We start from the raw sequence: 13,221 nt of genomic DNA on the forward strand, positions 1-13,221 counted from the left end.
CTTATGTATTAAGCGTGACAATAAAGTGAATTTGCCAAGCACCATAAAAAAAGAAGAGTTAAGGTAGAGTAACGAAACATAAAAAAGGAATTTAATTGGTGTCATCAGGGCAGAGAGAATGAAATTTACTCTCAGAAAAACGAGCCATGAATATGTACTCAAAAGTCCGTTTTGAAGATGCTTCCTTAGCCTAACCTTTATGGAGATTACATTACTTTAGATATTCTTCATAGTAGGTTTTACAGGCATTTTGAGTACATTTTAACAAATACTGATCTATCTCTATCTTTGACGCATTTTACTTAATCGTGAAGTTCACATCGATGTTGCCACGAGTCGCATTTGAGTATGGACAAACCTTGTGAGCCGCTTCAACCAATTGCTCAACTACGTCTTTTTCTACCCCTGGAACATTCACTTCTAAATCGGCACAAATCGTAAAGCCTTCGCCTTTGGTGTTCGCACCAATGCCAATCGTCGCGGTAACGTTAACATCATTAGGCACTTTTACTTTCTGTTGTGATGCAACCAACTTCAATGCACCAATGAAACAAGCAGAATAACCCGCGGCAAAAAGTTGCTCCGGATTGGTGCCGTCACCGCCTGCACCACCCAATTCTTTTGGTGTGCTGAGAGCAAGATCCAATTTGTTATCAGATGAAATAGAACGACCATCGCGGCCACCAGTAGATGTTGCTGTTGCACTATAAACGGCTTGCATAATATTGCTCCTAAAATGATATTGTCGAATTAAGTTATCTAAATAATAGTTATCGCGATAACAATACAATGAAATAAAAGCTCAGTTACCTGAGCCAATGAATTTATGTTATTGCAATAACTATTATTGCGCAAGTGTTATTTTATCAATTTATTTCTAAGAGCCACCAGTTGCTCACGCAAAGCCACAACGCCACCCATATCCATACCACAGGCCTCCGCAACACAACGATTCACATCTAAGCCTTGTTCCCTCAGTTTTTTGCCTTTTTCAGTCAGAGCAATACTCAAGCTGCGGTCGTCGTCTACACCCCGCAAACGCTTAACCAAACCATCCGCTTCCATACGCTTTATCACTGGCGTCAACGCACCAGACTTTTGCCCAAGCGCATCACTAATGTGTTTCAAACTCACGCCGTCTTGCTCCCATAAAATCAACATGACCGTATATTGAGGGTACGTCAAACCAATGGCAGAAAGGGGCTCTTTGTAGAACTGAGTCATTGCTAAAGACGTCGAATACAGGGCAAAGCACAACTGATTGTCGAGCAATAATGGGTTATTAGGGAGTAAAGAATTGTCAGAAGTCATACGTTCTCATGCATAGTCGAGCCAATTGTTATAGCGATAATGATTAAGAATTCTACTCTTTTTTAGCGAGAACTGCATGTCGCTAAAAAAGACAGCCATTCCCTAAGATGAAAAAAATTTAATGTTGCGATCATCTTATCGTTAATAGCCCCCAGTTATAGTGACGTCATGCTTAACAAGGCAATCTAATTAAATGAGGTAATAACCATGACGTTAAAACACAAATTCCGCATTATCTTCACAGCCTTTTTGTCAATCATCACCTTAGTCGCGCTCTGCTCGGCCGCTTTATTGATGAGCAGTACCACCTACGCAAAAGATCACGATGATTATAAAGAGAACCAAATGATACTCTTAGCACTCAAATCCAGCCCAATCTCTCTGGATAGCATCCTAGCGACATTTAAAACCGACTATCCTTCGATTGTTACCGAAATCGAACTGGATGAGGAAGACAATATATTGCTGTATGAGATAAAAGGCATCGACCTAGAAGAAGGCACAAGATACAAAGCGCACTATGCATTGCACAACGGAGAGAAAATAAGCAGTCATTCAAAATCATTGCGTTTCATGGGCTTTAATAAATTAGACGAGCATGACTTAGCGGCGCTAGAAACCGTAAAAAACCAAGGCATTTCTATCCAAGATGCTATCGCACTGACGAATCTACCAGAAGGTTCGTATATTGAGTCTATCGAGCTAGAACGCAAACGAGGATTAACATTTTATGAGGTCAAATCAATAGGGCCATCCGGTTCGACAAAAATACTCATTGACGCAAAATCTGGTGAAATCGTTCCCTCTTTGCGACGCTAAAGACGTCGCAATCGAAGATAAAACTCGGTGACATATCGTTCACTCATGCATGGAAAGTTGATGATGACAAACATACTAAAATACCTACTTGTTCCTACTGCAATCACTGTTGCACTGTGCTCTGCAAGCGTCGCGTTAGCTAGAACCGCCTCTATTGTTCAATTAGAACCCGTGACTCAAAAGACGATTGTGAATGAAATCGACCTTGTCGGCACCATCAATGCAATAGAAGCCTCAACCTTATCTTCCTACGTTTCAGGTATCGTCAAAACAGTCCATGTCAAAGAAGGCGATGCGGTGAAAAAAGGCGATACACTGCTTTCTTTAGACGACGAATTGACGCGTTTTGAACATCAAAAAGCCGTCAGCAGCGTCAACGAAGCCAATATCCGCTTTGCAGAAGCTAAACGCCTTTTAAAAGAAGCCGAATCATTACAAGCGGGTCGTGACATTAGTATCACCGAAGTCCAAAGCCGAAAAAGTAATGTACAGTTGCTGCAGTCGCAGGTGGCTCAGTTACAAGCTGAAGAGTCACGCTTACGCGCATTATTGAGTCAACACCACTTACGAGCACCCTACTCAGGGATTATTTCTGAACGCTTTATTCATGTCGGAGAATGGGCAGCACAAGGTGTTCAAATGTTTGCTCTAACAGACGACAGTGGCTTAACCGCCGACTTCCGTATTCCAGAACACTATTACGCCAAAATATCCACTCGAGCCGCCATTACCTTGGATTGTAACGGCCAGAAAATAGCGTCAACAATCACTCATCAGGTTCCGGTCAGCGACCGTATTTCTCGCACCTTTTTGATCAAAACCGATGTCTCGGCGTGCAATAATTTTTTACCTGGGGTATCCGTCAAAGCGACACTAAAACTACCGAACGCTGAAACGGGATTACTGATTAATCGCGATGCAATCAATCGTTATCCAAATGGTCGCACCACCGTTTGGGTCGCCAGTAAACACGATGAAGAAGGACACTATATTGTGTCAGAAAAGGCCGTCACTCCGGGAACTTACATGAATAATACGGTCGAAGTACTAGACTCTGAATTACAACAGGATCAACTGATTGTTACTCGGGGAAACGAAGGCCTTATGGAAGGCAATGTCGTGCGTGTCGCTGATTCTGGAGCATAATCATGTTTTCTTTTTTATTACGTAACGGCATTCTTGTCGCCGTTATGGCTTGCATGCTGATTATTCTGGGAAGCGCTGCCGTACTCAAAGCGCCGGTACAAATGGTTCCTGATGTTGAAGTCCGAACGATTACTGTCGAAACCAATTGGCGAGGTGCCACACCACAGGATGTCGAAAAAGACATCCTCATCGAGCAAGAACAATACTTACGCAATTTACCTGGACTTCAGCAAATGACAGCGCTTGCTGAAAGTGGCCGGGCCAGAATAGAACTGTCTTTTCCTTTTGATGTCGATATGACCGAAAAGCTGGTTTTGGTGAATGGTGCCCTTAGTCAAGTTCGCTCTTATCCTGCTAATGTCGATCAGCCTCGTGTCGTCTCTGCCGCCTTTTCAACTGAGGCTTTTCTGCGTTTCCATATTTCACCACTCGACAATAATCCCAAAGCAGTTGAAATCGAACGTATGGCGGATTTTGTCGATGATCGAGTCAGACCGCTTATGGAAGGCATAACTGGGGTATCTGAAGTCTCGGTTTATGGTGGTTCGAGCCAACAATTACAGGTTTTTGTTGATCAAATGGCGCTATCACAACGAGGATTATCCTTAACAGACCTGCGTACTGCCATTAGCCGTCGTAACATGGATATGTCAGCAGGAGAAGTCGATTCAGGGAAGCGGCGGTATTTGCTCAGAACACTGGGACGCTTCGAAACACTTGAAGACGTAGAAAATCTTATTCTTGTTCGCCGAGGCGATAACATCATAAGGCTGGCCGACGTAGCCACCGTCGAGTTTGGCTTAGCTGACAGAAGAGCCATTTCCTATTTTAATGGCAACCGTGGCATTGGCCTTCAAGTGCGTCGAGAAAGTGGTGCCAATGTGATTCAAATTAAACGCGATATGCTTGAAGAAATGGATACCATCAACCGCGAGATATTAGGCCCAGCGGGGATGAAAATGGTGATCACCTCAGATGACGTGCGTTACGTTGAAGCGTCTGTGGTAAACGTACTCACCAATTTAGGTCTGGGGGCTATTTTTGCCACCATGGTGCTGTACCTATTTTTGCGCTCAAGCCGAGCGACTCTCATTGCCGTTGTGGGCATTCCACTCTGTACCTTAGCCGCGTTTCTGGGCTTGATGATCACTGGACGTACTATCAATGTCATCTCTCTTGCTGGTGTGGCATTCGCCATTGGCATGAGCGTCGACAACAGCATTGTGGTATTGGAAAACATTGAACGCTATCGGCGTTTAGGCTTAGACCGTTTCGAATCGGCTCTCAAAGGCGTTCGTGATGTCTGGTCGGCAGTATTAGCCTCTACGGCCTCCACCGTGCTGGTATTTTTGCCTATCTTGTTTATTGATGAAGAAGCCGGGCAAATCTACTCAGATATTGCCATTGCGGTCTCTGGTGCCATTATTGCCTCGATGATAGTCGCTGTCACCATTGTGCCTGTGCTGTGTGCTAACCTCGATTTTTCGACTAAGAAAGAGGACACGTCCGCAGAAAAAGCCAAGCCATCCGTTATAGAACGCCTTGCTAGCCTCTGTGCGAGACTCGTAGCGACCTCTACTCGACGCCTTACCGTGATCTTTATGACCTGTGCGGTTTGCATTATCTCGTTACTCTATTTAACGCCGCCCGCAGAGTACTTGCCAGAAGGCGAAGAACCAAAAACCTTTGCGGTAATGAACCCCCCGCCAGGTTACAGCATGCAGGAAATGGCGCTGATCACTGAGCAAATAAAAGGGCATTTTTTACCGCATATTAATGCCTCACCAGAAGAGTATTTGGCCGGTAAAACAACGGTCCCGCCCTTGGCTCTGATTACGTTCAACGTCTCACCCACTCGTTTGTTTTCTATCGCTGAGCCCATCGACCCAAATCACATTGATGCGTTGATGGATGAGTTGACACGGGTCTATCGCAGTTACCCAGGCATGCGAGCGTTTGCGTCTCGTGGTTCCATTATTTCCAGCAACAATGGCGGCACAAGAAGCATCAGTCTAGACATATCAGGCCCCGATCTTGGTACGATTTACACCACCGCCAACCACCTTTATGGACAGCTCTCGGAACACTTGGGGAATCCACGTATCCAAACACAACCCTCCTCACTCACCTTGGATCAACCTTTGATCCAAATGAAGCCCAATTGGGAGCGTGTTGAAGAGCTGGGGATGAACATGGAAACCCTTGGTTTTACTATTGCAGCACTCAACCAAGGCGCCTTCGTTGATGACTTTTTTCTCGAAGACGAAAAAATGGACATGTATGTTTATGGCGCTGAGCGCCAAGCATCGGTTGCAGAGTTATCCAAGCGCATACTGCATACACCGACAGGTGGCGCTCTCCCTCTTTCTGAATTGGTGACTATTGAAGAAACCGTCGGCACGAACACAGTAAGACGCATCAATGGTAACCGAACCGTGACGCTGAATGTTATTCCCCCCCGAAGCATGGCACTTGAGGAAGGTGTGGAAGCCGTGCAACAAAAGCTACTTGAACTGAGACAAGATGGGACCTTGCCAGAGACGGTGACGATTTCCATTTCAGGCGCAAGCGATCAGCTAAACGCAACAAAAGCCGCCCTAATGGATAATTTTGTCATTGCTATTGCCATCATTTATTTGCTGTTAGTGGCTATTTTATCTAACTGGGTTTATCCCTTATTAATACTCACCACGATTCCAGTGGGCATTAGTGGTGGCATTATTGGTTTAGCTTTAATGAATGCTCTAGGAGGGTGGCTTCCCGTGCTGGGATTACCCGCCTTCTCCCAACCGTTTGATATGATCACCATGTTGGGCTTATTAATCTTAATGGGGACCGTTATTAATAACCCTATATTGATTATCGAAAGCGCGCGTCATCGTTTAAAAGAAACACACTGCACGATACAAGAAGCGGTCCAACAAGCCGTGGCCACACGCCTACGTCCTATTGCGATCACGACCATGACCACCATCTGTGGTTTAATACCGTTAGTATTTCTTCCGGGTGAGGGCTCTGAACTCTACCGAGGTGTTGGCATCATTGTATTATTTGGTTTACTCATTACCGCTTTTGTGACCGTTACTTTTTTACCAGCGATGACCATTTGGGTCTTTCAGTTGTCAGAAAAACGGCTCAACATAAAGAAAAACTCGCCTTAATCGGCACAATAACAACAGCCTTTTAATAGTAGCCTCTTAATAATAGGAACAGACAGTGCGCATTTTGGTGGTTGAAGACGACCTTGTCACACAAGGATTTATTAAAAAAGGGCTGACTGAACACGGCTATCAAGTAGAGGTCGCCAGCAATGGTCAGGACGCTTTGTTTCAAGCATTGGAAATGGATTTCCAACTGATCATTCTGGACCGCATGCTACCCAAACTGGATGGTTTGACGGTTCTCAATACGTTACGCAGCGCAAATAAAACGCTGCCTGTCTTAATTCTGAGTGCGTTGGATTCTGTTGATGAACGAGTCAAAGGCCTACGTGAGGGCGGAGACGACTATCTTGTCAAACCATTTGCGTTTGCGGAGTTGCTTGCTCGTGTCGAGATACTGCTACGACGTCAGCCAATCTCCGCTTCGCCACAAAGCACCTTGATACAGGCCGCTGATCTAAAAATGAACCTACTGACACGACAAGTCTGGCGTGCTGGACGAGAGATCAGTTTACAGCCTAAAGAATTCCAAATCCTACGCTATTTGATGGAACACCCACAACAGGTGGTTACTCGCACCTTGTTATTCGAAGCGGTCTGGGATTATGACTTTGATCCACAAACCAATGTGATTGACGTGCACGTAGCACGCTTACGAAAAAAGGTAGAAAACGATGACCTTCCCCCGATCCTTGAAACAATCCGTGGCGTTGGTTACCGGCTGGTTGACAAAACAACGAGCTAGCTTCGTTTGGCGCTTTACTCTGCTTTATACCGCGCTATTAATTACCTTGATAGCTGTGGCTTTTTTTGTGCTCTACCAACTCAGTGTGGGGGAAATAAGCCGCAGCTATCAACAACAAATTCAGTTTATTACACAGCAACAACGCGTATTTAACCAACAAATGAGCCCGTCGGAATACCTAACGCAATTTACCAATCAAGCCGAGCAATTAACCAACCTCATTCTCGCTTACGAAGATAAAAACGCCACCTATGGACGTTTAACAAGCTTGCCAAACCACATTGCCTCTTGCCCAGCACAAACTACTTTTCTGGTCGACAATACCAATGATCTACGCCTTTACTCTGGGTGTATTGAATCACTGTCAAACGGACGTTTGTTGGTCGCATTTGATGATGAAAATTTGTATTTTCTGCAAACACAATTCCTTCGAGCTGGGGTATTGGCGTTACTGCTAACGCTAGGCTTAGGCATACTCTCTGGACGCTACTTATCGACACAATTTCTCAGCCGCATCAAACACATCAATGACACAGCAAAGATCATACAATCTGGAGATTTAGGCGCACGAGTCACCGTCAGTGATCGTCAAGATGAATTCGACCTGCTTGCTGGCTACATCAACAGAATGCTCAATCAGCTCGAAGATTCTTTCCATGCCGTATCAGGCGTCACCGACGCTATCGCCCATGATCTTAGAACACCACTTGGACGACTCCGCCTTCGCCTCGAAAGCCATTTAACGACGTTACCAGAACACCCGATTAACGAATCTCAGCTGCAAGAAATGCTAGAAGAATTAGACCATATCCTCACCACTTTCAGCGCCATGCTAGAGCTCAGCCGGTTGGAACACAAACAGGCCCATTCACACTTTAATCTGGTCGATATCAACCAGGTCGCAGAAGATGTGATCGATCTAATCCAACCTTTAGCACAAGATAAGCAGCAAGCACTCTCTTTTATTGCTTCTCGCCCATGTTATTTACAGGGCGATAAAACGCTCATCTTTCGCGCTATGTTCAACGCCTTAGAAAATGCCTGTAAATACACGCCCTCTGGTGGCGTGATTGAATTGCTTACCACCACCGCAGGTTTCATTGTTAAAGACAATGGACCGGGTATACCCGATGAATTTAAAGATCAAGTCTTACAGCGCCTATTTCGCTTAGAGTCCAGTCGTACCAGCCCAGGATATGGACTGGGATTTCCTCTCATCAAAGCCATCGCACAATTTCATCACGGAAAAATCGAACTAAAAGACAACCATCCAGGACTACAAGTTCATGTCACTCTGAACATGTCACATCCGATAGAGAATAAAAAGGATGCTGTCTGTTCAAAGTCATGAACAGCTTAAGAAAGAGTAGAAGCTCAATGGGCAGCCTCTTTTCACTGTACATAAAGTGGTATAGATTCTGTCAGCTTTAGGGTTAAATGCCGATCAAGCTATTCAAATATTGGGAAGTAATAATGAATCGTTCCAGCAATACTATCGGCAGTATCGAGCTCATCCTAGCCATGATACTGTCTGGCACCATCGGCTATTTTGTTATCAGTTCAGGTCAAGCCTTTTGGAATGTGGTGTTTTTCCGCTGCGTCATCGGGGCGGTTGTTCTAGGTGGCTATGCTTATTATGCGGGATTCATTCGTCGAGAATACTTCCAACGTAGCGTCTTGTTGATGATTATTTTGGGTGGTATCACCTTGGTAGGAAACTGGATATTTCTGTTTGCCTCGTTCAATTACATTCCCTTTTCTATCGCCACTGTGGCTTACCATATGCAGCCGTTATTTTTAGTACTAACAGGTGCGTTAATCACCAAAGAGAAACTGTCTGGCAGCTTATTGTTTTGGCTCGCCTTGGCGTTTATCGGACTATTTTTAATCGTAGAACTGGATCGGAACGAGATAAGCGCACTCTTCTCAGGTGAAGCAAGCAGCGACGGTTCTTCTGCATTATTTGGCTTATTACTCGCTTTGGGAGCCGCACTACTTTATACCGTGACCACGCTTGTGACGAAAAAAGTCAGCCAAGTGCCCTCCACTTTTGTGGCGTTGATACAGGTTATCGTGGGTGTTTTTATGCTCCTACCCTTTGCCGATTTTGACAATTTACCCACACAAACCAGTCAGTGGATCGATCTCTTGATTCTCGGTGCCGTTCTCACAGGGTTTATGTACATTATTATGTACGACAGCTTTCAAAAATTACCCACCAGCTTGATTGCCTTGCTGTCGTTTATTTATCCGATCACGGCTTTGTTCGTCGATCACTTTGCTTTTTCGACCCACATTAGCCTGACACAAATACTCGGTGTCATACTGATATTACTGGCAGCGAGTGCGGTGAAATTTAATTGGGCCTTTTCACGACATAAGAGCGAAAAAGTAAAATAGGAAAAAATCATGTCAAAAGTAACCCTCAGCGGCCATATTGAAGTGCCAACAGAAGATCTCGATTCAGTGTTAGCAGAACTGCCAAACCACATTGCGCTGACCCAAGCCGAGGCGGGCTGTATGACGTTTAAGGTCACTCAGGACAGCGGCAATCCACAGCGCTTTGAGGTGTATGAAGAATTCACTGACAGAGCCGCATTTGAGAGGCATCAAACCAGAGTGAAAGCATCTTATTGGGGTGAAGTGACAAAAAATGTTGAACGATTTTATAGCATCACAGATCATTCCGTTGAGCAATAAAAAACCAGCGCCGAGTAACAACGCTGGTTTTAGAGATGAGTTGTAAATCTATCGCTTTAAGCCTCAAGGCTTAATCACTTAATGAATGCTAAGCTTGGGTCGCTCTTAGCATCCATGCCGTTTTTTCATGCACTCGCATACGATCAGAGACCAAAGACGCGGTAGATTCGTCATCAGCCTCTTGGGCAACTTTTAGTACCTTACGTGCGGTTTTGACAACTTGCTCATGCCCTTTGGTTAAATATTTTACCATCTCAGCCGAAGTTGGCACCCCATCTACTTCCTTAATGGAGCTCAATTCAGCAAAGGCTTTGTAGGTACCTGGCGCCGCAACGTCCAAAGTACGAATACGTTCTGCAATATCATCAACAGCAAGCGCTAGCTCTTGATAGTGCTCTTCAAACATTAAATGCAATTCGCGAAATTGAGGACCCGTAATGTTCCAATGAAAATTATGTGTTTGCAGATACAAAGTATAAGTATCCGCTAAAAGACGCTTGAGCCCATCAGAAATCTCCGCTCTATTTTTTTTGCTTATTCCTATATCGATGTCGGTCATGTTATTACCTCATATTTAAAATTGTGATAACTCCTTCATGACCACTGCAGAATACAACGAACTGCAGTGCATCATTTATTTCAAGCTTTGCCAGTATTGCACACGATGCTGGGATGATCACCTGTGCTGGCGTATTTATATTATTACAGTAAAACAATCCGCTTCGAAACCCACGAATTTCTAGGAAACAAGGAGATAATAAGGGAAGAAAATGATTATTCTCTTAGAATAAAATGTTCATATATGAAGCCAAAGGCGGTATTTTTCTTACCATACACAAGCGCCTAAACAGCATTTTTTGTCCAATCAAAATCCATCTGTCGCGCGGTTTTTTCAGCGAGTGAAAGGCTATGAAGCCGACTCACAAGATGCAAACTCATATCGATGCCTGCCGAAATACCCGCAGACGTGACCACATCACCAGCATCCACCCAACGCACACCGTCCACCACATCCAACGTTGGAAATTGCGCCCTTAAATCCGCAATGTCCTCCCAATGGGTAGTCACTTGTTGCCCTTGAAATAACTCCGCTTTTGCAAGTAAAAATGCCCCCGTGCAAACAGACGCAACCAAACTGGCTTGTTGAGCTTGTTGATGAATCCAGCTGATCACCTTAGGTTTGTGAATTTCTTCAGTGTGATCACCACCCACGACGATAAAGACATCAATCTGAGGATGATTGTGAAAACCATAATCCGGCACCACTTTATACCCCGCCCTAGCGACAATGGTGTCACCCGACTCACCGATTAGAAACACATTAAACGGTGTATCGTTTTGGCAAACACGTGAAGCGGTTGTAAACACCTCAAATGGGCCGGAGAAATCCAATACTTCCGCTTTATCATAAAGATAAATACCGACATTCATACGTTAGACTCCTTTGAAAAGACACACTCAATGTACATTTAAGTCTTGCGCATTAACATACTCTGCCATTCATTTTCTTTACCCCCTCAATCACTTCCTCGATCCACGCAACAGTAAGCCAATCGGGTGCAGAAGCGGAGCGAGAAAAAGCGATTTCTACCGCAGGAAGACTAGGTAAAAAATCACCGTCGATGATATCTAAAGAGTCATTTACGCTGATGCTAGCGATGGCAGAAATGGCTTTTTCGGCCATTAATAGGCTTTCGATAAGAGTAAGGTTGGCGGTGACACAATACAGCTGATAATCCATTCCCTTCTTCTGCAAACCATCCACAGCACTGGAGTGGAATTTACAGCTCGATTCATACAGCGCGAGTGACAATGGGTTCATCGACGCCCAATCAAAGCCTTTTTTCGCCACCCAAACGCCTTTATCTTGAAACAAGGTTAAACCTTCATCACTGTCTGGTGTTCGTGTCACTAGGGCTAAATCCACGTCACCTTTGTCCATCCACTCCCTTAGTTCGGCTGAGGTACCAGTGCGAATTCGAAAGCGGATATTGGGTTGCATGGTTTCCATGACAGACATAATGATGATCAACAAATTCGCTACGTAATCATTAGGACAACCGAAATTAAGTAAGACGCCTTGCTGCGGACCCTTGATCGATTGCAACGCGCTTTCTTGCAGCTGCAAAATCCGCCGAGCGTAATGCACCAACTGCTGACCATCTTCAGTGAGCACTTGATCTCGACCTCGCTTGCAAAACAGCTCCGTACCAACGTGTTCTTCTAAACGCTTCATCTGCATACTGATCGCGGACGGCGTACGAAAAGTCTGCATGGCAGCGCGTTGAAAACTGCCATGATCGACAATCGCCACGAGGGTTTTTAATAGTTCCGTATCCAATGCCATCCTCTCTTTGTTTTTATGCACTTTAACTTAAAGCTCTTTCACTCAACTGCATTCATCAAAATGCGTTATGCCAGCCTTCAATTTAATTCGCTTTTTTCTGTCTCTTTCTTGTCGCAAGATCAGACCATTAACTATGAAGGAAAGACTTATGATTCTGCACGATTTTTTGCCCTCAGGGAACGGTTATAAAATCCGTTTGTTATGCGCTTGTTTAGGCTTAAAAGTAACGCTAAAACACTATGACATTACCAAAGGAGAAACACACACAGATTCCTTCTTGGCGATGAATCCAAACGGGAAAACTCCAGTATTAGAATTGGATGATGGACAATGCTTAAGCGAAAGTAATGCAGTACTTCTCTATCTTGCAGAACAACACAAATCGGCCTTGTTGCCGACTGATGCCATTCTTAGGGCCAAGGTTTATAAATGGTTATTCTGGGAGCAATACAGTCATGAACCCAACATTGCTTCACCACGTTTTTGGCTGACTCACAACGCCATGACGGATCTGAAAAAGCAGATGCTACCAGACCGAATAGAGCAAGGTCACGCCGCGTTAAAACAGATGGAAGAGACCCTAGCAACACAGACATTTTTAGTGGGAAATACCATCACATTAGCGGATATTTGCCTATTCCCTTATACCCATGTGGCAGAAGAAGGTGGTGCGTATGAATTGTCTGCGTATCCCAATATCCAGCGCTGGATTAGACAGATTGAAGCTATGGATTGGTTTATTCCGATTACTCACAGCTGATGCCGCGTCACATCCATACGCTTATACATGGCACGTACGATGTCTAAACGTGTGGATGCCACCTAGTTAAACCTTTTTTCCATCATATTTTGCTTAAAAAACTCTTCAAATTATTTTCCTAATTACTTGCACATTTCAACACTGGGTGCCATTTTTATAAATGACGCTATGTCTTATCCATGTAGTTCCGAGATATAAAGACCGCTGTATAGCACGGAAGAAGTTATCAATA

13 protein-coding genes are annotated in these 13,221 nt (G+C 44.5%); 8 read left to right on the plus strand and 5 right to left on the minus strand.

Annotated features, from left to right (window positions below; translation table 11 throughout):
* Positions 1-298 precede the first annotated feature (298 nt).
* A complete protein-coding gene (locus DK187_RS10885) occupies positions 299-721 on the minus strand; it encodes an organic hydroperoxide resistance protein (protein ID WP_111607374.1) in 423 nt (140 codons plus the stop codon).
* 137 nt (positions 722-858) lie between these two features.
* On the minus strand, positions 859-1,311 hold the full coding sequence (locus DK187_RS10890; RefSeq protein ID WP_111607375.1) for a MarR family winged helix-turn-helix transcriptional regulator: 453 nt from the start codon (positions 1,309-1,311) through the stop codon (positions 859-861).
* Positions 1,312-1,518: 207 nt separating this feature from the next.
* Here DK187_RS10890 and DK187_RS10895 point away from each other — a divergent pair, with 207 nt between their 5' ends.
* From DK187_RS10895 to DK187_RS10925, 7 genes are all read left to right on the plus strand, one after another.
* Positions 1,519-2,130, plus strand: a complete 612-nt coding sequence (locus tag DK187_RS10895) for a PepSY domain-containing protein (RefSeq protein ID WP_111607376.1) — start codon at positions 1,519-1,521, stop codon at positions 2,128-2,130.
* Between the two features lie 60 nt (positions 2,131-2,190).
* A complete protein-coding gene (locus DK187_RS10900) occupies positions 2,191-3,276 on the plus strand; it encodes an efflux RND transporter periplasmic adaptor subunit (protein ID WP_162623492.1) in 1,086 nt (361 codons plus the stop codon).
* A 2-nt stretch (positions 3,277-3,278) separates the two neighbouring features.
* Positions 3,279-6,437, plus strand: a complete 3,159-nt coding sequence (locus DK187_RS10905) for an efflux RND transporter permease subunit (protein WP_111607378.1) — start codon at positions 3,279-3,281, stop codon at positions 6,435-6,437.
* 55 nt (positions 6,438-6,492) lie between these two features.
* Positions 6,493-7,182 (plus strand): response regulator transcription factor, encoded by a 690-nt coding sequence (locus DK187_RS10910; protein ID WP_111607379.1) that lies wholly within the window; start codon positions 6,493-6,495, stop codon positions 7,180-7,182.
* Positions 7,112-8,533 (plus strand): sensor histidine kinase, encoded by a 1,422-nt coding sequence (locus DK187_RS10915; protein ID WP_111607380.1) that lies wholly within the window; start codon positions 7,112-7,114, stop codon positions 8,531-8,533. Before DK187_RS10910 ends, DK187_RS10915 begins: the two co-directional genes overlap by 71 nt.
* Before the next feature lie 122 nt (positions 8,534-8,655).
* Positions 8,656-9,582, plus strand: coding sequence for a DMT family transporter (locus DK187_RS10920; protein ID WP_111607381.1), 927 nt, complete (start codon positions 8,656-8,658; stop codon positions 9,580-9,582).
* A 9-nt stretch (positions 9,583-9,591) separates the two neighbouring features.
* Complete coding sequence (locus DK187_RS10925; protein WP_111607382.1) at positions 9,592-9,882, plus strand: putative quinol monooxygenase; 291 nt, start codon at positions 9,592-9,594, stop codon at positions 9,880-9,882.
* Positions 9,883-9,970: 88 nt separating this feature from the next.
* Here DK187_RS10925 and DK187_RS10930 read toward each other — a convergent pair whose 3' ends face one another.
* From DK187_RS10930 to DK187_RS10940, 3 genes are all read right to left on the minus strand, one after another.
* Entirely contained in the window at positions 9,971-10,441 is a 471-nt protein-coding gene (locus DK187_RS10930; protein WP_111607383.1) for a Dps family protein, read from the minus strand.
* A 284-nt stretch (positions 10,442-10,725) separates the two neighbouring features.
* Entirely contained in the window at positions 10,726-11,313 is a 588-nt protein-coding gene (locus DK187_RS10935; RefSeq protein WP_111607384.1) for a DJ-1/PfpI family protein, read from the minus strand.
* A gap of 52 nt (positions 11,314-11,365) precedes the next feature.
* Positions 11,366-12,229 carry a LysR family transcriptional regulator gene (locus DK187_RS10940; protein ID WP_111607385.1) on the minus strand — a complete coding sequence of 288 codons (864 nt, stop codon included), beginning with the start codon at positions 12,227-12,229 and terminating at the stop codon, positions 11,366-11,368.
* 148 nt (positions 12,230-12,377) lie between these two features.
* Here DK187_RS10940 and DK187_RS10945 point away from each other — a divergent pair, with 148 nt between their 5' ends.
* Positions 12,378-12,989 (plus strand): glutathione S-transferase family protein, encoded by a 612-nt coding sequence (locus tag DK187_RS10945; RefSeq protein WP_111607386.1) that lies wholly within the window; start codon positions 12,378-12,380, stop codon positions 12,987-12,989.
* The last annotated feature ends 232 nt before the right edge of the window (positions 12,990-13,221 follow it).

The organism is Marinomonas arctica (assembly GCF_003259225.1).
GTDB classification, from domain to species: Bacteria; Pseudomonadota; Gammaproteobacteria; order Pseudomonadales; family Marinomonadaceae; genus Marinomonas; species Marinomonas arctica.

Bases quoted from the DNA above. Each gene is read 5' to 3' on its own strand.
- DK187_RS10885 (WP_111607374.1), bottom strand. From the start codon at position 721: ATGCAAGCCGTTTATAGTGCAACAGCAACATCTACTGGTGGCCGCGAT.
- DK187_RS10890 (WP_111607375.1), bottom strand. From the start codon at position 1,311: ATGACTTCTGACAATTCTTTACTCCCTAATAACCCATTATTGCTCGAC.
- DK187_RS10895 (WP_111607376.1), top strand. From the start codon at position 1,519: ATGACGTTAAAACACAAATTCCGCATTATCTTCACAGCCTTTTTGTCA.
- DK187_RS10900 (WP_162623492.1), top strand. From the start codon at position 2,191: ATGATGACAAACATACTAAAATACCTACTTGTTCCTACTGCAATCACT.
- DK187_RS10905 (WP_111607378.1), top strand. From the start codon at position 3,279: ATGTTTTCTTTTTTATTACGTAACGGCATTCTTGTCGCCGTTATGGCT.
- DK187_RS10915 (WP_111607380.1), top strand. From the start codon at position 7,112: ATGACCTTCCCCCGATCCTTGAAACAATCCGTGGCGTTGGTTACCGGC.
- DK187_RS10920 (WP_111607381.1), top strand. From the start codon at position 8,656: ATGAATCGTTCCAGCAATACTATCGGCAGTATCGAGCTCATCCTAGCC.
- DK187_RS10925 (WP_111607382.1), top strand. From the start codon at position 9,592: ATGTCAAAAGTAACCCTCAGCGGCCATATTGAAGTGCCAACAGAAGAT.
- DK187_RS10930 (WP_111607383.1), bottom strand. From the start codon at position 10,441: ATGACCGACATCGATATAGGAATAAGCAAAAAAAATAGAGCGGAGATT.
- DK187_RS10935 (WP_111607384.1), bottom strand. From the start codon at position 11,313: ATGAATGTCGGTATTTATCTTTATGATAAAGCGGAAGTATTGGATTTC.
- DK187_RS10940 (WP_111607385.1), bottom strand. From the start codon at position 12,229: ATGGCATTGGATACGGAACTATTAAAAACCCTCGTGGCGATTGTCGAT.
- DK187_RS10945 (WP_111607386.1), top strand. From the start codon at position 12,378: ATGATTCTGCACGATTTTTTGCCCTCAGGGAACGGTTATAAAATCCGT.